Origin of the sequence: Streptomyces sp. NPDC001380 (genome assembly GCF_042895785.1) — a bacterium.
Classification (GTDB): domain Bacteria; phylum Actinomycetota; class Actinomycetes; order Streptomycetales; family Streptomycetaceae; genus Peterkaempfera.
Map to the genome: position 1 here is coordinate 273,611 of NZ_JBIAWP010000003.1, position 22,333 is coordinate 295,943.

Consider the following 22,333-nt stretch of genomic DNA (forward strand, 5'->3'; position numbering starts at 1 on the left):
TCCAGAAGGTCTCCGCGTAGACGAAGGTGCCGGTCATCCACGGTTCGTACGCGGGGAGCCGGGCGGCCTGGAAGGCCGGGGGAGGGATGCGCAGCGACGGGGAGCGGAAGCCGGCGGTGTCGGCGCGCTCGAAGCCGCGGGCGCCGTACTAGCCCGGTGGGCCCTCCAGGAAGACCAGCGGTGCCTCCGCGGCCGCGGCGGCGGCCAGGGCGTGGGCGACGAGCCGGGTGCCGATGCCGCGGCCCTGGTGCTCGGGGAGCACGCCCAGGGGTGAGAGGGTGAGGACGTCCACGATCCGCGACGGGGCGTCCAGACGGCCCGCGCTGAGCATCACGTGGCCGACCACCCGGCCGTCGTGCACGGCGACGAAGGAGAGCGGCTCCAGGGCTGCGGGGGCGGTCCGCAGCGCGTCCACCAGGCCCGGGACGCGGACGGCGTCGCCGAAGGCCCGCGCGTGGACCTCGCGGATCAGGGCGTGGTCGGCGGACGTCTCGGGGCGGATCACCGGCTCCGCTGCGGGAGTTCCTGTCACGGCGGCGCAGACTAGCGGCGGCGGCCCGCCGGGGCCACCGGATTGTCGCGGGCCGGCCGGTGCATGCCGACGGGCGCGGGGGCGGGCGGACCGGCCTCCGGGGCGCGGGCCGGTCAGGGGCGGCGGGCGACGGTGACGATCTCGGGGGAGGCCGCGGTCAGCGGGCTGCGGTCCCAGTCCCCGTACTGCTCCTCCACCGCCAGGCCCGCCCCGGCCAGGAAGTCCGCCAGCGCCTCCGGCCCGAGGAACCGCAGGGTGCTGCGGCTCACCCGCGGGCGGTCCCAGGCGGGGCCGGTGTAGGTCTCGGTGAAGCGGACGACGCCCCCCGACGCCTCCTCCACCGCGTGCGAGACCCGTACCGGGCGTCCGGCGGCGTCCACGGCCTCCACCGCGCGGTCCGGGGTCCAGCGCTCCCACGCCCGGGCGGCCGGGTTGCGGGTCTCGAACGCGAAGCGGCCGCCGGGGGCGAGGGCGGCGCGGACGGCGGCGAGCGCGGCCCGCACCTCGTCGTCGCCGACGAGGACCTGGAAGGCGTGGCCGGTCATCACCGCCAGGTCGAACTCCTCGCGCCACCCGGCCGTGCCGAGGTCGCCGAGGACCCACTCCACGTCAGGCCGCGCCCGGGCCCGGTCGAGCATCGCGGCGGCGGGGTCGAGCCCGCACAGCCGCCCGGTGCGGCCCTCCTCGCGGGCCCGGCGCAGCAGCGCGCCCGTCCCGCAGCCGACGTCGAGCACGGAGGCCGCAGGCATCACGAGGCCCAGGTGGAAGTCGTCGCACGGCCGCCAGGGGTTGAGCACGTCGTACAGGGCGGCCAGGTCCGGGTCGGAGAAGGCGAGGTCGGGCACCGCGCCAGTCTGCGCCCCGGACCCGCCCCCGGCGACCGGTTTTCCGCCCCCGGCGGCCCCGCTGCCCGGGCGCGGACCGGGGGGCCCGCCCCGCCCCCGCCCCGCGGACCGGCTCCGCACGGCGGCGGACGGGGACGGCTCCGCCCCGACCGCATCCGTCCGGGCGGGGTCCGGCGCCCTGCGGCTAGGCGGAGCCCGACAGGGCGCGGACGCCCGCCCGGCGGTCGGCGAGGGCGCGGCGGGTGGCGTACAGGGTGATGCCGGCCGCGAGGACCATCGCGGTCAGGCCGACGGCGGCGGTGCCCGGCCACCCGGCGGCGTGGAAGGCGTCGGCGCCGAGGGTGCCGCCGAGGCTGTTCCCCGTGTAGTACGCGATCAGGTACAGCGCCGACGCCTGGGCGCGGCCGGTCGCGGCGGTCCGCCCGACGGACGAGGAGGCCACCGCGTGGCCGGCGAAGAAGCCGCCGGTGATCAGGACCAGGCCGAGCAGGGCGCAGGCGAGGGTGTCGCCGAGGCTGACCAGCAGGCCCGCCACGGTGGTGCCGGTCGCCGCGTACAGGGCGCCGCGCCGGCCGAGCCGGCCCGCCAGCCGCCCGGCGCCCGCCGAGGTGGCGGTGCCCACCAGGTAGACGGCGAAGACGGAGGCGGCGGCCGACTCGGGCAGGCGGAAGGGCTCGGCGACCAGCCGGTACCCGGCGGTGGTGTAGACGGCGCCGAAGACCGCCATGAAGAGCGCGCCCAGCGCGTACAGCCGCGCCAGCAGCGGGTTGCGCAGGTGCCCGGCGACGGTGCGGGCGAGCGCCCGCGGGTCGACCGGGGCGCGGCGGAAGTGCCGGGCGGCGGGCACCAGCAGCCGGAAGGCCGCCGCGCAGGCGAGGGCGAGGACGGCGGTCGACGCCACGCCCCAGCGCCAGCCCCAGGCGGCGGCGGTCCAGCCGGACAGCAGCCGCCCGCCCATGCCGCCGATGCTGTTGCCGGCCACGTACAGGCCCATGGCGCCCGCCAGGGCGGAGGGGTGCACCTCCTCGGCGAGGTAGGCCATGGCGGTGGCGGGCAGCCCCGCGAGGGCGGCGCCCTGGAGGGCCCGCAGCGCCACCAGGGCGGTGAGGTCCGGGGCGAAGGGCAGCGCGAGGCCGATCAGTGCGGCGCCGGACACCGAGGCCGTCATGACGGCGGTCCGCCCGTACCGGTCGGAGAGCGCGCTGGCGGGCAGCAGCGCCGCGGCCAGGCCCAGCGTGGCGGCGGACGCGGTCCAGCTCGCCTGCCCGGGGGTGAGGCCGAGGTCGGCGGAGAGGACCGGCAGCAGGCCCTGCGTGCAGTACAGCAGCACGAAGGTGGCCATGCCCGCGGCGAAGAGGGCCAGGTTGGCGCGGCGGTAGCCGCGCTCGCCGGCGCGGTGGCGGAGGTCGGGGACGGCGGCGGCACGGGCGTCCGGCGGCACGGCCGCGGACGCCCCGGTACTGGCGGCTGGCATGGTCCGAACGTAGGACGGTGCCGTTCGATGCGTCCAATGCATGCGGCGGGCAGAATCGATGCCGTGGCGTATGAGACCAGGCAGGAGCCGCAGGACCTTCCCGGGATGCTCGCCGAGCTGGGACCGGACGGTCCCGCGGGACTGCTGGCGCCCCGGCTCGCCCGGTTCGCCGCGGTGGCCCGGCTGGAGCACGTGACCCGGGCCGCGCAGCTGCTGGCCGTGCCGCAGCCGACCCTCAGCCGCACGGTGGCGCGGCTGGAGGAGGAGCTGGGGGTGGCGCTGCTCGCCCGGCAGGGGCGCACGGTGCGGCTCACCCGGGCGGGCCGGGTGCTGCTGGGCTCGGTCGAGCGGGCGCTGGCCGAGCTGGAGCGGGGCGCGGAGGCGGCGCGGGCGGAGGCGGACCCGGAGGCCGGGCGGGTCGTGTTCGGCTTCCTCCACACCATGGGGACGGACGCGGTGCCGGCGCTGCTGCGCGGCTTCCGCGCCGACCACCCCCGGGTGCGGTTCCAGCTCGTGCAGGACTACGTCGCCGCCATGCTGGGGCGGCTGCGCTCCGGCGAGCTGGACCTGTGCCTGGTCTCGCCGCTGCCGGACGCGCCCGACCTGGAGGCCCGCCCGCTGGACGAGCAGCGCCTCCACCTGGCCGTCCCGGCCGACCACCGGCTGGCCGGGCGCCGCCGCGTCCGGCTCGCCGAGGTGGCGGACGAGCCGTTCGTCGCGGTGGAGCGCGGGTACGGGCTGCGGGTGCTCCTGGAGGGCTTCTGCGAGGAGGCCGGGTTCGCGCCCCGGGTGGCCTTCGAGGGGGAGGACGCGGAGACGCTGCGCGGCCTGGTCGCGGCGGGGCTCGGCGTGGCGCTGCTGCCCCCGGCGCTGGTGCCGCGGCCCGGGGTGGTGGAGCTGGACGTCACCGCGCCCCGCACCCGCCGCGCCATCGGGCTGGCCTGGGTGGCGGGCCGCCCGGCGACGCGGCCGGTGGCCGAGTTCCGCGACTTCGTCCTGTCGCGGCGCGGACGGCTGCTCGACCACGACTGAGGGAGGGGCGCGGGCCGGGGGCGCACCATCGCACCGTCCACGGTGCGGAGGAAGGCCCTGCCGCCGTTCCCGGCCCGCGCGTGCACGGTGCCGGTGCCGGTGCCGGTGCCGGTGCCGGTGAGCGTGCCGTCCTCCGGGCCGGGGTTCGTGTCGCCCTGCGGAGGGGGCCCGCCGTCCGGAGGGGCGGGCGGCGTTCCGGCCCCCGCCCGGCGGCGGGAGCGGTGCGTCCGGGGCCGGTGGCGGTGGAGGCCGGTACCGCCCGGCGGACGCCGGGTGCTCCGGGGAACGATACCGACTCGAAACGCCACTTCTACGCGCGTAGGCGCTATCGTTGGCCAATGGAGAACACGATTGCCACCGGCGCGGGCACGGCCCCGCACACCCCCACCGCGGACCAGATCCGCCGCGCCCCCAAGGTGCTGCTCCACGACCACCTCGACGGCGGCCTGCGCCCGCGGACCATCGTGGAGCTCGCCGCCGCGTGCGGCTACGAGGGCCTGCCCACCACCGACCCCGACAAGCTCGGCCTGTGGTTCCGGGAGGCCGCCGACTCCGGCTCCCTGGAGCGCTACCTGGAGACCTTCGCCCACACCTGCGCCGTGATGCAGACCCGTGAGGCGCTGGTCCGGGTCGCCGCCGAATGCGCCGAGGACCTCGCCGCCGACGGCGTCGTCTACGCCGAGGTGCGCTACGCCCCCGAGCAGCACCTGGAGGCCGGGCTCACCCTGGAGGAGGTCGTCGAGGCCGTCAACGAGGGCTTCCGGCTGGGCGAGCGCCGGGCCCGCGAGAACGGGCACCGCATCCGGGTCGGCGCGCTGCTCACCGCCATGCGCCACGCCGCCCGCTCGCTGGAGATCGCCGAGCTCGCCAACGCCTACCGCGACCGCGGCGTGGCCGGCTTCGACATCGCCGGCGCCGAGGCGGGCCACCCGCCCACCCGGCACCTCGACGCGTTCGAGTACCTCAAGCGGGAGAACAACCACTTCACCATCCACGCCGGGGAGGCCTTCGGCCTGCCCTCCATCTGGCAGGCGCTCCAGTGGTGCGGCGCCGACCGCCTCGGCCACGGCGTCCGCATCATCGACGACATCACGACCGGCCCCGTCGGCGAGGTGCGGCTGGGCCGGCTGGCGGCGTACGTGCGGGACCGGCGCGTCCCGCTGGAGATGTGCCCCACCTCCAACCTGCAGACCGGCGCCGCCTCCTCGTACGCGGAGCACCCCATCGGCCTGCTGCGCCGCCTGCACTTCCGGGTCACGGTCAACACCGACAACCGGCTGATGAGCGGGACCAGCATGAGCCGCGAGTTCCAGCACCTGGTGGACGCCTTCGCCTACACCCTGGACGACCTGCAGTGGTTCACCGTCAACGCGATGAAGTCCGCGTTCCTGCCGTTCGACGAGCGCCTGGCCATGATCAACGACGTGATCAAGCCCGGCTACGCGGAGCTCAAGGCCGAGTGGCTCTTCGGCGGTGCCGAGCGGGTGTGACCGCGCGCCGCGCCCGGCGCGGCCCCGCCGTCCGCCCCCTCCGGGGCCCGTCCGGGGCCCGTCCGGCGCCCGTCCCCCGTCCGGCGCGCGTTGCGCCGTGCGGGGGACGCCGTTTGTCCGGCGGCGACCGGCGTCACTACGGTGGGTGCTCCACAGCACACGAGGCGTAGCAGGGCGCACCCCCCGGCGCCGCACGCCACCAGCACCACGAGGAACCCCCATGAAGAAGGCCGCCCTCAGGACCGCAGGCACCGCCGTGCTCGGAGCCGCCCTCGCGGCGGGAGCCGCGGGCACCGCCGCCGCAGCCCCGGCCGCGCAGGCCGGCGCCCTGCCGCTCCCCGCCGGGAGCGCCCTCGCCGGCAGTCCCGTCACCGGCACCCTCGGACAGCTGCCCCTCGCCGGGACCGTCGGCAGCACCCTGGGCGACCTCAACCCCGGCACCGGGGCCCGCATCGCCTCGGAGGGCCTCCAGACGCTCCAGCCGACCCTGGCCGGCGCCGCCCAGGCCGCCGGGCACCTGGCCGAGCAGAACCGGCCCCGGCAGCACCGGGCCGGCGGCGTCTCCGTGACCCCCGGTGCCCGCGGCAACTCGGTCGGCGGCCCGGTGGGCCAGGTCCTGGGCGCCCTGGGCGGCGGGGGGCTCGGCGGCGGCCTCGGCGGCAACGGCGGGGCCGGGAACGGCTTCGGCAACGGCTTCGGCGGCAACGGCACGGGCGCCGGAGGGGCGAACGGCGGCGGCCTCGGCGGCTTCGGCGGCCTGGGCGGCATGCTCGGCGGCTGACCGCGCTCCGCGCGCGGCGGAGGCCCGCCCCCCGGAACCTGCCGTCCCGGGGGGCGGGCCTCCGTGCCGTCCGGGGGCGGGCCCCCGGAGCCCGGCCCCGCGCCCGGGGCGCCGCCGGCCGGTCACGGCTCCTGGGGGAGCAGCAGCCACAGGGCCAGGTAGAGCAGGAACTGGGGACCCGGCAGCAGGCAGGAGGCCAGGAAGACCACCCGCACCGTCCACGGGGTCAGGCCGAAGCGCTCCGCGAGTCCGGCGCAGACGCCGGCGACGACGCGGTGGTGGCGGGGGCGGGCGAGCGTGGTCATGGGGATCTCCTCCTGCGTTCCGGCCGGCCCCTCCAGGCCTGCCGTCCGCCTCGATCCTCCGCCGCGGCGGCACGTCCGGCATCGGTCCGTACGCCGATCCGCGACCCCCGGATCCCCCGGGGTCACGCCGGTCCCGTTCCCGGGGGGCCGTCAGGGGCCCTCTCGGGGTCACCGGCCGGTCCGAGCCGTTCCGGCCCGGTCCCGCCCCGGCCCCTGCCGTACCCGCCCGGGCCGCACCGGAACCGACCGCTCCCGCCCCGGCCGCACGCGCCCCGGCCGGCCGCGCACGGGCCGCCGGTCCGCCCGTCCGGGAGCGCTCAGGACGGTCCGCGGGCCTGCGCCACCTCGTACGGCGCCGGGGCGGCGGCCGCGTCCTGCACCGGCCGCCGGCGGCGCGGGAGCAGGCCGCCCGCCGGGGCGGCCGCCGCACCCCCGGGTCCGCCCGCCGCACCCTCCGGGGCGTCCGCCTCCGACGGGCCCGGCCGGCCGCCGCGGCGGCGCAGCCGGGCCCGTGCCGCGGGCACCACGGCCAGGTGGGCCGCGGCCACGCCGAACAGGCCCAGCAGCACGTCGTCCACGTCGAGGACGTGCCCGGGCACGCACGTCTGCAGGAACTCCAGCCCGGTGCGGATCAGGCCCGCCGCGGCCAGGGTCCGCAGCAGCGACGGCAGCCAGCGCACGCCCGTCCTGCCGTCGGCGAGCGGCAGCAGCACCCCGAGCGGCGCCATGGCCAGCACGCCCAGGGCGAGGCGGCGGTAGCTCTCCGCCGTGCCCGCGGACAGGTCGCGGCCGATGGAGGCGAAGGGCCGCAGGTTGGCGTCGTACACCCAGGCGACGGGCACCGGGCGGAGGGCGAACCAGGCCACGACCGCCAGGTGGACGCCGAGCAGCACCAGGCCGGCGGTGCGGAGCGCCGGGGTCGCGGGCGGCCGCGGCGACGCCCAGACCGCCGGTGCGGCCCTCCGCCGTCCCTGTCCGGGCTGCCGGCCGTCCCCGGCCCGTACGCCGGTGCCTCCTCGCTGCACGTGCGGAAGGACGCGCGGTACGGACCGGGCGGTTCCGCGCGGGAACGGTCCGTTCCGCGGACCCGGCGTCCGGCGCCGGACCGTCCGGTCCCGTCCGGGGCCGGCCGGCGGCGGCCCCGCCGGTGTCAGGGGCGGGCGTCCCGCAGGCAGCCGGGGGTCGCCGAGGGGCGGGCCGTCGGCGGCGCGGCGGGGCCGAAGGCCGTGGGGGAGCCGGGCGCCGTCGGCTGCTTGGCGGCGAAGGGCGCGGCCAGGGCGCCCGCCACGGCGGTCCCGCTCGGGGCCGCGGTGACGTCGGCGGGCGCCGTCGGACACGCGGTGCGGCTCGCCGGGGCGCCCGCGTCCACGGGCACGGCCGTGGGCCGGATGCCGCACGCGGCCACCGAGGCGCCCAGCAGCACGACCACCGCCGCGCCCCTGCAGGCGCTCCGCACCCCACCGCTCACCGCTGTCCCCTTCCCGCGCCCGCGCCCTTGCCCGCGCTCCCGTCCTGCACACCCGCACCGCCTGCGGCGCCCCCGGCGTCCCCGGCGCTCCCGCGCCCGCCGCTCCCGCCCGGCGGGTCCGCGTCGGCCGGTCCGCCGCCCGGCCCGCCGGAGGGCTCCTTCGGCAGGACCAGGGTGAACACCGCCCCGCCCGGCGAGCCGTCGGGCTTCGCGGGGGCGTTCGCGGCGGTGATGGTACCGCCGTGGATGCGGGCGTTCTCCATCGCGATGGAGAGGCCGAGCCCGCTGCCCTCGGACCGCGCCCGGCCCTTGTCGGCCTTGTAGAACCGGTCGAAGACGTGCGGCAGCACGTCCTCGGGGATACCGGGCCCACTGTCCCGGACCTCGACGACGACCTGCTCCTCCGGCGGGAGCACGGCCCGCCCCTCCGCGGTCCGCACGTGTGCGGGGCGCGGCTCGGTGCGCACCCGCACCACGACCGGCGAGCCGCCGTGCTTGAGGGCGTTGCCGATCAGGTTGGCGAAGACCACGTCCAGCCGCCGCGGGTCGACCCGGGCGACCATGCCGCGCGGGGCGTCCAGCTCCACCGCGTCGAACCAGGCCCGCCCGTCGATGCAGGACATGATCAGGTCGGCGATGTCCACCTCGTCCGCGACCAGCTTCGCCGTCCCGGCGTCGAACCGGGTGACCTCCATGAGGTTCTCCACCAGGTCGGAGAGCCTGCGCGTCTCGCTGACGACCAGCCGCACGGCGGGCTCGATCATCGGGTCGAGCGCGTCGGCCTCGTCCTCCAGGATGTCCGTCACGGCGGTCATCGCGGTCAGCGGGGTGCGCAGCTCGTGCGACATGTCGGCGACGAACCGGCGGCTCGCCGCCTCCCGCGCGCTCAGCTCCTCGACCTGGGCGGCCAGCGCCTCGGCGGTGCTGTTGAAGGTCCGCGCCACGTCGGCCAGCTCGTCGGCGCCGCGGACCTCCAGCCGGGTGTCCCAGCGGCCCTCGCCCAGCCGGCGCGCCGCCTCGCCGAGCCGCTGCACCGGCCGCAGCACGGTGGCGGAGGCGGCCTGCGCCAGCAGCGCCGAGCCCACGAGGGCGAGCAGGGCGGCGATGCCCAGCGACCAGGCGAGCGTGTCGAGGTCGGCCCGCTCGTCGCCCAGCGACTTGAACATGTACGCCGTGGGCCCGGTCGGCACGATGCGGGTGCCGCCGACCAGGAACGGCTCGCCGTCCAGGACCACCCGCTGCCAGTACAGGTGGTAGCGGTAGCTGTTGCCGTCCCCCAGGGGGCGTGCGACCGGCACCGCGGCCCGCAGGGCGGCCGGGACGCGGGCCAGGGTGAACTGCTCGGGCAGGGACGAGGCCGTGCAGTCGGGGTGGGCGGCGTCGACCACCACGACCTGGTAGTTCAGGCCGGGCGGCGGGCTGGCCACCACCCGGGCCAGGGCCTGCAGGTCCCGGCAGTCCGGTGCGAGCGGCATCTCCGAGACGTTGCGGGTGAGGGAGTCGCGGAAGTCGTTGAGGGCGCTGTCCTGGGCCCGCTTGAGGACGGCGTCCCGGTTCAGCCAGTACGCGATCCCCGACGCCGACACCGCCGCGGTCAGCGCGACCAGGGCGAACACCGCGATCAGCCGTATCCGCAGCGACGTCAGCCGCATCCGGCGGCCCGGCCGCTCGCCTTCCGCCACGCCGCGCGGCGGGGCGGTCTCCTGATAGTCCGTCACGTCCGCATTCCGTGGGGTCCGGTCCCGCCGCCCGGAGGGGGCGGGACGCTGCTACGAGGGGGGGTCGAGCCGGTATCCGACCCCGCGCACGGTCCGGATCAGCGTCGGCGACGACGGTACATCCTCCACCTTCGCCCGCAGCCGCTGCACGCAGGCGTCCACCAGCCGGGAGTCGCCCAGGTAGTCGTGCTCCCACACCAGCCGCAGCAGCTGCTGGCGGGAGAGGGCCTGGCCCGGGCGGCGGCTGAGCTCCAGCAGCAGCCGCAGCTCGGTCGGGGTGAGCTGCAGGTCCTCGCCGTTCTTGGTGACCGTCATGGCCGCCCGGTCGATCACCACCGACCCGTACGCGGCCGAGTCGGAGCTCTCGCGCTCGCCGCGGCGCAGCACGGCCCGGATGCGGGCGTCGAGCACCCGCGGCTGCACCGGTTTGACGACGTAGTCGTCGGCGCCGGACTCCAGGCCGACCACCACGTCGATGTCGTCGCTGCGGGCGGTCAGCAGGATGATCGGCAACTGGTCGGAGCGGCGGATGCGCCGGCAGACCTCGAAGCCGTCGATCCCGGGCAGCATCACGTCCAGGACGATCAGGTCCGGACGCTGCTCCTTGAACAGCTTCAGGCCGTCCTCGCCCGAGGCGGCGGCCATCACACGGTGGCCCTGGCGGGTCAGGGCGAGTTCGAGGCCGGTGCGGATCGCGTCGTCGTCCTCGATGAGCAGTAGGAACGGCACGGGCACATTCTGACCCACTCCGGCCCGCCGGTTCACCCGCCCCGCCCGGTTCCGTCCGCGACGCGCGCACCGTGCCCCGGTTTGCGGCGTTCGCCCCCGCCGTCCGACGGGGGGCCGCCCTGCGGAACCGCGGGGGCCCGTGCGTGCGTGGAAGGTGCCGGAGGGCGCGGCCGCAGCAGCCGCCGTGCCGGGCGCCCGCCTGCCCGGCGACCGGCCCTCCGCCCCTGTGACAGCCCTGTGACAGTCGGCGGACAGCGCCATGACGCGCCGCGGGCAAGCTTTTCGTTGTCACGGAGAAGGGGCCCGCAAGGACCTCCGGCCGCACCCGAGGGGAGACGGGGGCCGGATCGGACCCGGGGCACCGGAACCATCCGCTCGTACCGACACGGGGGCGCACGATGAACGCAACGCTTCAGACCAGGACCGCTTCGCCTGTCCGGTCCGTGCGCCCCTCGTCCGGCCGCCGGCCCGTCCGGGCCGACGAGGCCGCCGGTGCGGTGGGCGTGCGGGGGTGCGTCCACCAGGCCGGGGGGGACCGGCTGTTCGGGACCGGACGGCGGCAGCCCGCCGCCGACGGGACCGGCGGCGGTACGGGCGCCGTGGCGCTGCGGGGGGTCCTCCCCGCGGCGGCCGACCTCCCGGGGGGTGCCGGCGGCCAGGTCCAGTACCTGGACCGGGCCGGGCGCGGCGCACGGGGAGGCGCACAGGGGGCGTTCGCGCCCGCGGCGGAGCCCGAGGTGGACCACACCGAGGACTTCACCGCGTACGTCCGCGAGCGGCGCGCCTCCCTGTACGCCACGGCCTACCACCTCACCGGCGACCGCCACGAGGCCGAGGACCTGCTGCAGACCGCGCTCTTCAGCACCTACCGGGCCTGGGGCCGGATCTCCGACAAGGCGGCCGTCGGCGGCTACCTGCGCCGCACCATGACCAACCTGCACATCTCCGCCTGGCGCCGCCGGAAGGTCAACGAGTACCCGACCGAGGAGATGCCCGAGGCGGCCGGCGACACCGACGCCATGGGCGGGACCGAGCTGCGGGCCGTGCTGTGGCAGGCGCTCGCCAAGCTGCCCGAGCAGCAGCGCACCATGCTGGTGCTGCGCTACTACGAGGGCCGGACCGACCCGGAGATCGCCGACGTGCTCGGCATCAGCGTCGGCACCGTCAAGAGCAGCATCTGGCGCGCCCTGCGCCGGCTGCGCGAGGACGACACCCTCAACCGGGGCGGCGACCTCGCCCGGGCCTTCGGCGAGCTGGTCGCCTGAGGCAGGGTGCGCGGTGCCCGCGAGGGCGCCCGCGAGGACTTCCGTCGGGTGGGACGGGAGGGGCCCGGACGGTCCGGGGGGACCGGCCGGGACGGAGGGGGAACCGGGGGAACGGGAGGGGGACAGCGGGACTCCGGTGCCGGCTCGGGGGAGCCGTCGCCGACGGGGGAGGACCGCAGGAGGGGCCCGGCGCCGGGGGGAGAGGCGCCGGGCCCCTTCCCGTGCCCCGGGCCGCCGGCCGCGGCCGTCCCCGCCCTGCCCGCGCACCGCCGCCACGGCCCCGGGTGCGGGTGCGGGCGGGGATGCGCGGGCGGGGCCGCGGGGCCCCGGCGGGTCAGACCGCCGCCGGCTCCCGGACCTCGGCCACCGCCTGCACCCGGCGCAGCGCCTCCGCCCCCGCGCACGCGTACGCGCCCAGCGCCTCCTGCCGGGCCACGATCCCGCGCTCGGCCCGCATCAGCCGCCAGCCGCGCCGGAGCAGGAACGGCACCGACTTGCGGCCCTCCCGCACGTCGCGGCGGAAGCGGCGCCAGGCGGTGGTCAGCGGCCGGTTCCGCAGGCAGATCGCGTCGCCGAGCAGGCCCTCGGCCGCGCACCGCGCCGCGATCTCCGCGGCGAAGATCCCCTCCGCCACGAACGCGGCGGCGCCGGCCAGCTCCAGCACGCGGGTGCCGGTCCGGCCGTTGTCGGGGATGGAGTACACCGGCACCTCGGCCCGCCCGGTCTCCGCGAGGAGCCGGATCGCGGCCATCGCGTCCTCGGCGTGCCAGGAGAGCGGGGAGTCCCAGTCCACCGCGCCGCTGCCGTCCGGCAGCAGCGGCAGCGTGGGGTCGTCCCCGTCCTTGTAGAAGTCGTCGAGCTGGAGGACCGGCAGTCCGATCCGCTCGGCCAGCGACGACTTCCCCGATCCGGAGGGCCCGGACAGCAGCACGACGCGGGCAGGGAGGATCGGCACGGGGTTCACGGGGGAGTCGCTCACGGGACACCAGTCTGACGCATGAGGGTGCGCCCCTCACACCCCCCTGACCGTGACGCCGCTCTCAAGTCCCTTGAAGCCGTCCGCGGTGCGGGTGGACGGCTGCGCTCCTCGGGCGGGGCGGCAGCCGCGGCCACGGGGTCCGTCCTGCGCGGCCGCGGGTCGCGCCCGGCGGCGCAGCCCGGCGTGCCGCACCCGTGCTCCGGGCCGGGGCGCCCCGGTCGCGGGGACGCCGACGGGCGCGCACCGGCGGAGGGCCGGGGCGCGCCCGTCGGGCGGCGGGGGAGGGGTCAGATCCCCATGGGGTGCCAGACCGTCTTGGTCTCCAGGAAGGCCAGCAGGCGGCCGGTGCCGGGGTCGGCGGTCCAGTCCTCGGCGGCCGGCTCGGGCGCCGGGCGCAGCACCCGCTTGAGGGTGTCCGCGGCGGCGGCCTCCAGGGCGGCGGCCGAGCCGGGGCCCCCGGCGTCCGCGCCCGCCAGGTCCAGGCCGTTGACGTCCTGGTGGGAGGCGAGCGTCGGGGCGGTGTCCCGCACCCGGCCGGAGACGATGTTGACGACGCCGCCGGGCAGGTCGGAGGTGGCCAGCACCTCGCCCAGGGAGAGGGCGGGGAGCGGCGCGGCCTCCGGGGCGACCACCACGACGGTGTTGCCCGCCGCGACCGCCGGGGCGACCACGGAGACCAGGCCGAGCAGCGAGTGGCCGGTCCCGGCCTGCGGGGCGACGACGCCGACCACGCCGGACGGCTCGGGCGTGGACAGGTTGAAGTACGGCCCGGCCACCGGGTTGGCGGCGCCCGCGACCTGGGCGACCTTGTCGGTCCAGCCCGCGTACCAGACCAGGCGGTCGACGGCGGCGTCCACCAGGGCGGCGGCCCGCTCGGCGCCGGTGCCCTCGCCCGCCGCCACCTCGGCGGCGAACTGCTCGCGGCGGCCCTGCAGCATCTCGGCGGCCCGGTACAGGATCTGGCCGCGGTTGTAGGCGGTGGCGCCCGACCAGCCGGGGAAGGCCTTGCGGGCGGCGGCCACCGCGTCGCGGACGTCCTTGCGGGTGCCGAGCGGCGCGTTGGCGAGCCACCCGCCCTTGCTGTCGGTCACCTCGTACACCCGTCCGCTCTCGGAGCGGGGGAACTTCCCGCCCACGAAGAGCTTGTAGGTCTTGAAGACGTCGAGCCGCGCCGCAGCGCCGGACATCACGGGGTCAGACATCGAGGTACGCCTCCAGGCCGTGGCGGCCGCCCTCGCGGCCGTAGCCCGACTCCTTGTAGCCGCCGAAGGGCGAGGTCGGGTCGAACTTGTTGAAGGTGTTGGACCACACCACGCCCGCACGCAGGCGGCTCGCCATCCACAGGATGCGGGAGCCCTTCTCCGTCCAGACGCCGGCGGAGAGGCCGTAGGGGGTGTTGTTGGCCTTCTCCACGGCCTCGGCCGGGGTGCGGAAGGTCAGCACCGACAGCACCGGGCCGAAGACCTCCTCGCGGGCGATCCGGTGGGCCTGGCCCACGCCGGTGAAGACGGTCGGGGCGAACCAGAAGCCGCTCGAGGGCAGCTCGCACGCCGGGGACCAGCGCTCGGCGCCCTCGGCCTCGCCGGCCGCCGACAGCTCGCGGATGCGGGCCAGCTGGGCGGCGGAGTTGATCGCGCCGATGTCGGTGTTCTTGTCCAGCGGGTCGCCGACGCGCAGCGTCGACATGCGCCGCTTGAGCGCGTCCAGCACCTCGTCGTGGACCGACTCCTGCACCAGCAGGCGGGAGCCCGCGCAGCAGACGTGGCCCTGGTTGAAGAAGATGCCGTCGACGATGCCCTCGACGGCCTGGTCGACCGGGGCGTCGTCGAAGACGATGTTGGCGGCCTTGCCGCCCAGCTCCAGCGACAGCTTCTTCCGGGTGCCCGCGAGGCCCCGGGCGATGGAGCGGCCGACCTCGGTGGAGCCGGTGAAGGCGACCTTGGCGACGTCCGGGTGGGCGGTCAGGGCGGCGCCGGTGCGGCCGTCGCCGGTGACGATGTTGACGACGCCCGCCGGCAGCCCGGCCTGGCGGACGATCTCCGCGAACCGCAGCGCGGTCAGCGGGGTGGTCTCGGCGGGCTTGAGGACGACGGTGTTGCCGGTGGCCAGCGCCGGGGCGATCTTCCACGCCAGCATCAGCAGCGGGAAGTTCCACGGGATGACCTGCGCGGCGACGCCCAGCGGCCTGGGGGCCGGCCCGAAGCCGGCGTGCTCCAGCTTGTCGGCCCAGCCGGCGTAGTAGAAGAAGTGCGCGGCGACCAGCGGCAGGTCCACGTCGCGGGTCTCGCGGATGGGCTTGCCGTTGTCGATCGACTCCAGCACGGCCAGCTCGCGGCTGCGCTCCTGGACGATCCGGGCGATCCGGAAGAGGTACTTGGCCCGTTCGGTGCCGGGCAGCGCGGACCAGGCGGGGAAGGCGTCGCGGGCGGCCCGCACCGCGCGGTCGACGTCCTCCTCGGTGCCCTGCGCGAACTCGGCGAGCACCTCCTCGGTCGCCGGGTTCACCGTCTTCAGCGCCTCGCGGCCCGCGCTCTCGGTGAACTCGCCGCCGATGAAGTGCCCGTAGGAGGAGGCGATCTCCCCCGCGGCGGCGGGGGACTCGGGGGCGGGGGCGTAGGAGAAGAGCTTCCCGGGGAAGCCGCCGTCCGCCGCCGGAGCGGCCGGGGCGGCCGGGGCGGCAGGGGTGGCCGGAGCCGCCGGGGCCGCCGGGGCCGCCGGGGCCTCGGCCGGGGCGGTCTTCTTGTTCTTCTGGTCGCTGTTCTTCTGGGGGTTGGCCATCGGGCTCAGTCCACCGTCACGTAGTCGGGACCGGAGTACCGGCCGGTGGTCAGCTTCTGACGCTGCATCAGCAGGTCGTTGAGGAGGCTGGAGGCGCCGAAGCGGAACCAGTCCGGGGAGAGCCAGTCGTCGCCGAGCGTCTCGTTCACCATGACCAGGTACTTCATGGCGTCCTTGGTGGTGCGGATGCCGCCGGCCGGCTTCACACCGACCTGCGTGCCGGTGGCGGCGCGGAAGTCGCGGACCGCCTCCAGCATCAGCAGCGTCACCGGCGGGGTGGCGTTGACGGCCACCTTGCCGGTCGAGGTCTTGATGAAGTCGGCGCCGGCCAGCATCGCCAGCCAGGAGGCGCGGCGGACGTTGTCGTAGGTCTGCAGCTCGCCGGTCTCGAAGATCACCTTGAGGTGGGCGTCGGGGCCGTCCGTGCGGCGGCAGGCCTCCTTCACGGCGGCGATCTCCTCGAGGACCCGCAGGTACCGGCCGGAGAGGAAGGCGCCCCGGTCGATCACCATGTCGATCTCGTCGGCGCCGGCGGCGACCGCCTCGGCGGTGTCGGCCAGCTTCACCGGCAGGCCGGCCCGGCCCGAGGGGAAGGCGGTGGCGACGGAGGCGACGTTGATCCCGGTGCCCTCGACCGCGGCCCGCGCCGTGGCGACCATGTCGGGGTAGACGCAGACCGCGGCGACCCGCGGGCAGGAGGGGTCCCCCGGGTCGGGGCTCTTCGCCTTGGTGCAGAGCGAGCGGACCTTGCCCGCGGTGTCCGCACCCTCCAGCGTGGTCAGGTCGATCATCGAGATCGCGAGGTCGATGGCCTGGGCCTTGGCCGTCGTCTTGATCGAGCGGGTGCCCAGGGACGCGGCGCGGGCCTCCAGGCCCACGGCGTCGACGCCGGGCAGGCCGTGCAGGAAGCGGCGCAGGGAGGCCTCGGACGCGGCGACGTCGGCGAGGCCGCCGCCCACGGCACCGGGGGCGTTGGCTGCAGCAGTGGACATAGTCACCACACCAGCATATCTACACGCGTAGCATCCCGGTGGGGTGCGGTGCAACCGATGCCGTACCGCAACACACCCGCACGTCGTCCCCACGATCCCTGAGGCAGAATCCCTACTCATGACCGACCCCGCAGGCAAGGCCGCCCCCTCGGGCGGGCCCGAGTACGCCGACCGTGTCTTCCGCTCCGTCCCCGGCGCCGTCTCCGGCGTGCTGCTGCTGGCCATCTCGGCATGGCTGATCACCGACGCCGTCGTGTACGGCACCGGGCGCACCCCGTGGACCGCCCTGGCCGTCGCGTTCGTCCTCGCCCCCCTGGTGACCGCCTACACCCTGCGCCCGGTGGTCCGCGCGAACGAGGAGCGCCTGCTGGTCCGCAACCCGCTGCGCACGGTCCGGGCGCCCTGGGCCGCCGTCGAGGGCCTCCGGTCGGGCTACTCCGTCGAACTGCTCGCCGGCGGCCGCACGTACCAGGTCTGGGCGGTCCCCGTCTCCCTGCGCCAGCGCAAGCGCGCCGCCCGGACCGCGGCCCGCGCCGCCGCCGAGGACCCGTACGCGGGCCGCGTCGGCCGCGCCCCGGGCCGCCCCGGCGGCCGCGCCGTCCTCCCCGGCGCGCCCGACCCCGCCCGCGCCTGGTCCGAGCAGGTCGTCGACATCCTCCGGGAGACCGCCGAGCGCAACCGCACCCGCCCCGAGGCCGCCGGCGAGGTGGCCGTGGCCTGGTGCTGGTGGGTCATCGCCCCCGCAGCCGCCGGCCTGGTCGCCCTCGCCGTCCTGCTCGCCACCGGCTGACCGGCCACGGGCCGACCGGCCGCCCGCGGCCCTGCCGCGGGCGGACCGGCCCTCCGCGGGGCCCCGCGCCCCCGGGGGCACCCCGGCCCCGCGTCCGGACCGGGTCCCGGAGCCCCCGGGCGGGGCTCCGGGACCCGGGCCCCTACGCGTCGATGCCCGCCGCCGCGGCGACGTCCTTCCTCAGCGCGGTGAGCACCTCGGCCGCCGCGGCGCGGGCGGCCGGCAGGCCGGCGGCGGAGCCGACCGGCACCACGGCCTCCAGGTAGCACTTGAGCTTCGGCTCGGTCCCGGAGGGCCGCACCACGACCCGGGCCGAGCGGACCGCCGACCCGACGGTGGCGCCGGAGAGGCGGTAGCGCAGGCCGTCCGTGGGCGGCAGGTCCGCGGACCCCTCCTCCAGGTCGTCGGCGGACTCCACGACCAGGCCCGCCAGCGACGCCGGCGGGTGCGCGCGCAGCCGCCGCATGGCGTCGGCGATCAGCGACAGGTCGGCCACCCGCACCGAGAGCTGGTCGGTGGCGTGCAGGCCGTACTCCAGGGCCAGGTCGTCCAGCAGGTCCGCCACGGTGCGGCCGGAGGCCTTGAGGGTGGCGGCCAGCTCGGCGACCAGCAGGGCGGCGGTGATCCCGTCCTTGTCGCGGACGCCCTCGGGGTCGACGCAGTAGCCCAGCGCCTCCTCGTAGCCGTAGCGCAGGCCCGGGGCCCGGGAGATCCACTTGAAGCCGGTCAGGGTCTCGGCGTACGCGAGGTCCGAGGCGGCGGCGATCCGGGAGAGCAGCGAGGAGGAGACGACGGTGGTGGCGAAGGTGCCCTCGACGTGCTTGGCCACCAGGTGGGCGGCGAGCAGCGCGCCCACCTCGTCGCCGCGCAGCATCCGCCAGCCCTTCGGGCTGCCGGGGTCGGGCACCGCGACGGCGCAGCGGTCGGCGTCCGGGTCGTTGGCGATGACGAGGTCGGGGCGGACGTCGGCGGCCGTGCGGAAGGCCAGGTCCATCGCGCCCGGCTCCTCCGGGTTGGGGAAGGCGACGGTGGGGAAGTCCGGGTCCGGCTCGGCCTGCTCGGCGACCACGGTCGGCGCGGCGAAGCCCGCGCGGGCGAAGGCGGCGAGCAGGACGTCGCGGCCGACGCCGTGCAGCGGCGTGTAGACCACCGACAGGTCGCGCGGGGTGTGCGGGTCGGTGACGGCGGCGGCGCGGTCCAGGTAGGCGTCGACGATGCCGCCCTCGCCGTGGGCGGGCAGCACCTCCCAGCCGTCGGCGGCGAGCTCGACCTGGTGCAGGGAGGCGACGGCGTCGATCCCGGCGGCGATCGCGGCGTCGGCGGGGGGCACGATCTGCGAACCGTCCCCCAGGTAGACCTTGTAGCCGTTGTCGCGCGGCGGGTTGTGGCTGGCGGTGACGGTGACGCCCGCGACCGCGCCCAGGTGCCGGACCGCGAAGGCCAGCACGGGGGTGGGCAGCGGGTGCGGCAGCAGGGCGGCGCGCAGCCCGGCGCCGACCATGACGGCGGCGGTGTCGCGGGCGAAGTCGTACGACTTGTGGCGGGCGTCGTAGCCGACGACGACCAGGCCGCCGCCGTGGCCCTCGTGCCGCAGGTACGCCGCGAGGCCGGCGGCGGCGCGGATCACCACGGCGCGGTTCATCCGCATCGGCCCGGCGCCCAGTTCGCCCCGCAGGCCCGCGGTGCCGAACTGCAGGGTGCCGGAGAAGCGGGACGCCAGTTCGGACCAGGCGTGGCACTCGCGCTCGGAGGGCTCGCCGCCCTCGGCGGCGGCCAGCAGGGCGCGCAGCTCCTCGCGGGTCTCCTCGTCGGGGTCCTCGGCGAGCCAGGTGCGGGCCCGCTTGAGCAGGTCGTTCTCGGGTGCGAGCGCCATTGCTTCGACTCCTGTGGTGTGGGCCGGTGGGAACGGGGAGCAGGGAGGGGACGGGGGCGGCAGCCGGAAGGGGGCCCGGGGGACACCTTCCCCGCGGGCCCCCTCCGGGCACCAGGTCGCACCGATCGGCGGTGCGGGCGTCAGATCCGCTCGAGGACCTTGGCCAGCAGCGCACCCATCCGGGAGGCGGACGAGCGGCCGGCCTCCAGGACCTCCTCGTGGTTGAGGGGCTCGCCGGTCATGCCGGCGGCGAGGTTGGTGACCAGGGAGATGCCGAGCACCTCGGCGCCGGCCTCGCGGGCGGCGATGGCCTCCAGGGTGGTGGACATGCCCACCAGGTCGCCGCCGATGGCCCGGACCATGCCGATCTCGGCCGGGGTCTCGTAGTGCGGGCCGGGGAACTGGACGTAGACGCCCTCCTCCAGGGAGGGGTCCACCTCCTTGCACAGGGCCCGCAGCCGCGGCGAGTAGAGGTCGGTGAGGTCGACGAAGTTGGCGCCGAGGATGGGGGAGGTCGCCGTGAGGTTGATGTGGTCGCTGATCAGCACCGGCTGGCCGGGGCTGAAGGTCGGCCGCAGGCCGCCGCAGCCGTTGGTGAGCACGACGGTGGAGCAGCCGGCCGCGACCGCGGTGCGCACGCCGTGGGCGACGGCGGCGACGCCGTGGCCCTCGTAGTAGTGCGTGCGGCCCAGGAAGACCAGGGCGCGCTTCTCGCCGATCCGCAGCGAGCGGACGGTGCCCGCGTGGCCCGCGACGGCCGGTGCGGGGAAGCCGGGCAGCTCGGTGACCGGGAACTCGTGCTCGGGTGCGCCGAGCGCGTCGGCGGCGGGCACCCAGCCGGAGCCCATGACCAGCGCGACGTCGTGGCGCTCCGCCCCGGTGAGCTCGCGGAGGCGGGCGGCGGCGGTGCGGGCGGCGGCGTGGGGGTCGGCGGGGGCCACCGACTGCGGGGAAGCGTTCACGCACGTGAGGGTAGCCCGAAAACCCCCTACGCGCGTAGACCGATCGGGTGACGCATACCGGATTGTTACCGCTCGGGGGTTTTGCCGCCGCAGGGGCCCCGGCCGCGTCGGCGGCAGCGGCGGACGGGTGCCGCCGGAGGCCCTCAGCAGGGGCGCTTGCGCAGGTCCATCACGTAGTCGTACGGCGCCCCGGCGGACTCCGCGGCGTCCGCGATCAGCCCCAGGTACCGGGCCGAGGGCAGGCCGCCCTCGTAGTCGTCCAGGACGTACGTCCACACCGGCACGTCGCCGTCGAGGGTGTGCGCCCGCAGCCGGACCTTCCGGTACAGGCCCAGCTGGACCCCCTCCCAGCGGTCCAGCCCCTCCTCGTCCATCGGCGCCACGTCGTACAGCGCGACGAAGACCTGCTCCTTGCCGTCCTCCACGACGGTCGCCAGCGACCCCTCCCAGCCCAGCTGCTCCCCGCCGAAGGTCAGGCGCCAGCCGTCGAGCCAGCCGGTGCCGCGGAGCGGCGAGTGGGGGGCGCGGCGGCTCATCTGCCGCGCATCGAGGTTGGTGGCGTACGCGGCGTAGAGCGACATGCCGACCAGGGTACGTGAGCGGCCCCCCGCGCGCGCAGGACGCCCGCGGGACCCGCGCCCGCGCGGGGCGGGCCGCGGCCGGGGCGGCGGACCCGGACCGCTAAGGGCGCCCCGCGGGCGCAGGCCGCACCCGGCGTCGCGCACGGCGCGCCGTGCGGGACAATGGGGGCGTGACTCGGATCGTGATCATCGGTGGCGGACCCGGCGGATACGAAGCGGCCCTGGTGGCCGCGCAGCTCGGCGCGGAGGTGACCGTCGTCGACCGCGACGGGCTCGGCGGATCGGCGGTGCTGACGGACTGCGTCCCGTCCAAGACGCTGATCGCCACCGCCGAGGTGATGACCACGTTCGACTCCTCCTACGAGGAGCTCGGCATCATCGTCGCCGACGACACCCCGCCGCTGGAGCGGGCGGCCCGGGTGGTCGGCGTCGACCTGGGCAAGGTCAACCGCCGCGTCAAGCGGCTCGCCGTCGCCCAGTCGCACGACATCACCCGCTCCGTCACCCGTGCGGGCGTCACCGTGCTGCGCGGCAAGGGCCGCCTGGAGGGCCGCCAGGACCACGACGGCTCGCGCGCCGTCGTCGTCGAGACCGCCGACGGCGAGACCCGCACCCTGCGCGCCGACGCCGTCCTCATCGCCACCGGCGCCCACCCGCGCGAGCTGCCCGACGCCCAGCCCGACGGCGAGCGCATCCTCACCTGGACCCAGGTCTACGACCTGGAGGAGCTGCCGGGCGAGCTGATCGTGGTCGGCTCCGGCGTCACCGGCGCCGAGTTCGCCGGCGCGTACCAGGCCCTCGGCTCGAAGGTCACCCTGGTCTCCAGCCGCGACCGGGTGCTGCCGGGCGAGGACCCGGACGCCGCCACCGTGCTGGAGGAGGTCTTCCGCCGCCGCGGCATGAACGTGATGTCCCGCTCCCGCGCCGAGTCCGCCAAGCGGGTGGGGGACACCGTCGAGGTGACCCTCTCCGACGGCCGGGTCATCACCGGCACCCACTGCCTGATGGCGGTCGGCTCCATCCCCAACACGGCCGCCATGGGCCTGGAGGAGGCGGGCGTGAAGCTCACCGAGTCCGGCCACGTCAAGGTCGACCGGGTCTCCCGCACCTCCGCCCCCGGCGTCTACGCGGCCGGCGACTGCACGGGCGTGCTCATGCTGGCCTCGGTCGCCGCCATGCAGGGCCGCATAGCGATGTACCACGCGCTCGGCGACGCGGTGCAGCCGCTGGACCTGAAGACCGTCTCCTCCAACGTCTTCACCGACCCCGAGATCGCCACCGTCGGCTACACGGCCGCCGACGTCGACTGCGGGACCATGGACGCGGTCTGCGTGAAGCTGCCGCTGCGCGGCAACCCCCGCGCCAAGATGCAGGGCATCCGCGACGGCTTCGTGAAGCTCTTCTGCCGCCCCGGCACCGGCATCGTGGTCGGCGGCGTGGTCGTCGCCCCGCGCGCCAGCGAGCTGATCCACCCCATCTCGCTCGCGGTCGACAACAACCTCACCGTCGAGCAGGTGTCCGGCGCCTTCACGGTCTACCCGTCGCTCTCCGGCTCCACCGCCGAGGCCGCCCGCCGCCTGCACCGCAGGCGCGACGGGGGCGAGAGCGGGTCCTGACCCCTCCCCCGTCCCGCGCCCCCGTCCCGCGCCCCCGCCGGGCGCGGGGGCGCACGCCGAGGGGGCGGGCGCGGCATATGACGGCGCGCATTGTAGAGGTGCGCGCCGTCCGCCTGCGAGCAA

General features: G+C 76.9%; 21 protein-coding genes. 6 read left to right on the top strand and 15 right to left on the bottom strand.

Translation table 11 applies throughout. From position 1 onward, the window contains the following. Positions 1–148: 148 nt before the first annotated feature. The 3 genes from ACFY07_RS06100 to ACFY07_RS06110 all read right to left on the bottom strand — a co-directional run bounded on the left by ACFY07_RS06100 (position 149) and on the right by ACFY07_RS06110 (position 2,851). Complete coding sequence (locus tag ACFY07_RS06100; protein WP_390867589.1) at positions 149–532, bottom strand: GNAT family N-acetyltransferase; 384 nt, start codon at positions 530–532, stop codon at positions 149–151. Between the two features lie 113 nt (positions 533–645). Continuing rightward, positions 646–1,377, bottom strand: coding sequence for a class I SAM-dependent methyltransferase (locus tag ACFY07_RS06105; RefSeq protein WP_390867590.1), 732 nt, complete (start codon positions 1,375–1,377; stop codon positions 646–648). 184 nt (positions 1,378–1,561) lie between these two features. Then, positions 1,562–2,851, bottom strand: a complete 1,290-nt coding sequence (locus ACFY07_RS06110; RefSeq protein ID WP_390867591.1) for an MFS transporter — start codon at positions 2,849–2,851, stop codon at positions 1,562–1,564. 105 nt (positions 2,852–2,956) lie between these two features. Between ACFY07_RS06110 and ACFY07_RS06115 the strand changes: the two genes are divergently transcribed. From ACFY07_RS06115 to ACFY07_RS06125, 3 genes are all read left to right on the top strand, one after another. Further along, positions 2,957–3,883 carry a LysR family transcriptional regulator gene (locus ACFY07_RS06115; RefSeq protein ID WP_390867674.1) on the top strand — a complete coding sequence of 309 codons (927 nt, stop codon included), beginning with the start codon at positions 2,957–2,959 and terminating at the stop codon, positions 3,881–3,883. Between the two features lie 338 nt (positions 3,884–4,221). After that, complete coding sequence (locus ACFY07_RS06120) at positions 4,222–5,373, top strand: adenosine deaminase (protein ID WP_390867592.1); 1,152 nt, start codon at positions 4,222–4,224, stop codon at positions 5,371–5,373. Positions 5,374–5,593: 220 nt separating this feature from the next. Next, entirely contained in the window at positions 5,594–6,154 is a 561-nt protein-coding gene (locus ACFY07_RS06125; protein ID WP_390867594.1) for a hypothetical protein, read from the top strand. A gap of 122 nt (positions 6,155–6,276) precedes the next feature. Here ACFY07_RS06125 and ACFY07_RS06130 read toward each other — a convergent pair whose 3' ends face one another. The 5 genes from ACFY07_RS06130 to ACFY07_RS06150 all read right to left on the bottom strand — a co-directional run bounded on the left by ACFY07_RS06130 (position 6,277) and on the right by ACFY07_RS06150 (position 10,374). After that, a complete protein-coding gene (locus tag ACFY07_RS06130; protein ID WP_390867595.1) occupies positions 6,277–6,459 on the bottom strand; it encodes a PspC domain-containing protein in 183 nt (60 codons plus the stop codon). A 317-nt stretch (positions 6,460–6,776) separates the two neighbouring features. Further along, the gene (locus ACFY07_RS06135; protein ID WP_390867596.1) at positions 6,777–7,484 is read right to left on the bottom strand and encodes a VanZ family protein; all 708 of its coding nucleotides are present in this window, start codon (positions 7,482–7,484) and stop codon (positions 6,777–6,779) included. A 125-nt stretch (positions 7,485–7,609) separates the two neighbouring features. Further along, a complete protein-coding gene (locus ACFY07_RS06140; protein ID WP_390867597.1) occupies positions 7,610–7,927 on the bottom strand; it encodes a hypothetical protein in 318 nt (105 codons plus the stop codon). Beyond that, complete coding sequence (locus ACFY07_RS06145; RefSeq protein ID WP_390867676.1) at positions 7,924–9,579, bottom strand: ATP-binding protein; 1,656 nt, start codon at positions 9,577–9,579, stop codon at positions 7,924–7,926. Before ACFY07_RS06145 ends, ACFY07_RS06140 begins: the two co-directional genes overlap by 4 nt. Positions 9,580–9,696: 117 nt before the next feature. Then, positions 9,697–10,374 (bottom strand): response regulator transcription factor, encoded by a 678-nt coding sequence (locus ACFY07_RS06150; RefSeq protein WP_111491002.1) that lies wholly within the window; start codon positions 10,372–10,374, stop codon positions 9,697–9,699. A 398-nt stretch (positions 10,375–10,772) separates the two neighbouring features. Between ACFY07_RS06150 and ACFY07_RS06155 the strand changes: the two genes are divergently transcribed. Then, positions 10,773–11,639: a SigE family RNA polymerase sigma factor gene (locus ACFY07_RS06155; RefSeq protein ID WP_390867598.1), complete on the top strand. Its 867-nt coding sequence runs from the start codon at positions 10,773–10,775 to the stop codon at positions 11,637–11,639. A 334-nt stretch (positions 11,640–11,973) separates the two neighbouring features. Here the strand turns inward: ACFY07_RS06155 and ACFY07_RS06160 are convergent, their stop codons facing one another. The 4 genes from ACFY07_RS06160 to deoC all read right to left on the bottom strand — a co-directional run bounded on the left by ACFY07_RS06160 (position 11,974) and on the right by deoC (position 16,388). After that, positions 11,974–12,618, bottom strand: coding sequence for an ATP-binding protein (locus ACFY07_RS06160; protein ID WP_390867599.1), 645 nt, complete (start codon positions 12,616–12,618; stop codon positions 11,974–11,976). 287 nt (positions 12,619–12,905) lie between these two features. Next, positions 12,906–13,820, bottom strand: a complete 915-nt coding sequence (locus ACFY07_RS06165) for an aldehyde dehydrogenase family protein (RefSeq protein WP_390867600.1) — start codon at positions 13,818–13,820, stop codon at positions 12,906–12,908. Next, a complete protein-coding gene (locus tag ACFY07_RS06170) occupies positions 13,813–15,396 on the bottom strand; it encodes an aldehyde dehydrogenase family protein (protein WP_390867601.1) in 1,584 nt (527 codons plus the stop codon). Before ACFY07_RS06170 ends, ACFY07_RS06165 begins: the two co-directional genes overlap by 8 nt. A gap of 5 nt (positions 15,397–15,401) precedes the next feature. Next, positions 15,402–16,388: a deoxyribose-phosphate aldolase gene (gene deoC / locus ACFY07_RS06175; protein WP_390867602.1), complete on the bottom strand. Its 987-nt coding sequence runs from the start codon at positions 16,386–16,388 to the stop codon at positions 15,402–15,404. 118 nt (positions 16,389–16,506) lie between these two features. On the opposite strand from deoC, the gene ACFY07_RS06180 reads away from it, so the two are divergent. Next, complete coding sequence (locus ACFY07_RS06180; protein WP_390867603.1) at positions 16,507–17,178, top strand: PH domain-containing protein; 672 nt, start codon at positions 16,507–16,509, stop codon at positions 17,176–17,178. A 142-nt stretch (positions 17,179–17,320) separates the two neighbouring features. Here ACFY07_RS06180 and ACFY07_RS06185 read toward each other — a convergent pair whose 3' ends face one another. From ACFY07_RS06185 to ACFY07_RS06195, 3 genes are all read right to left on the bottom strand, one after another. Continuing rightward, positions 17,321–19,051 carry a phospho-sugar mutase gene (locus ACFY07_RS06185; protein WP_390867604.1) on the bottom strand — a complete coding sequence of 577 codons (1,731 nt, stop codon included), beginning with the start codon at positions 19,049–19,051 and terminating at the stop codon, positions 17,321–17,323. Positions 19,052–19,191: 140 nt separating this feature from the next. Further along, positions 19,192–20,013 carry a purine-nucleoside phosphorylase gene (locus tag ACFY07_RS06190; protein WP_390867606.1) on the bottom strand — a complete coding sequence of 274 codons (822 nt, stop codon included), beginning with the start codon at positions 20,011–20,013 and terminating at the stop codon, positions 19,192–19,194. A gap of 143 nt (positions 20,014–20,156) precedes the next feature. Continuing rightward, entirely contained in the window at positions 20,157–20,594 is a 438-nt protein-coding gene (locus ACFY07_RS06195; protein ID WP_390867607.1) for a gamma-glutamylcyclotransferase, read from the bottom strand. 170 nt (positions 20,595–20,764) lie between these two features. Between ACFY07_RS06195 and ACFY07_RS06200 the strand changes: the two genes are divergently transcribed. Then, entirely contained in the window at positions 20,765–22,210 is a 1,446-nt protein-coding gene (locus ACFY07_RS06200) for an NAD(P)H-quinone dehydrogenase (RefSeq protein ID WP_230648501.1), read from the top strand. Positions 22,211–22,333: the final 123 nt, after the last annotated feature.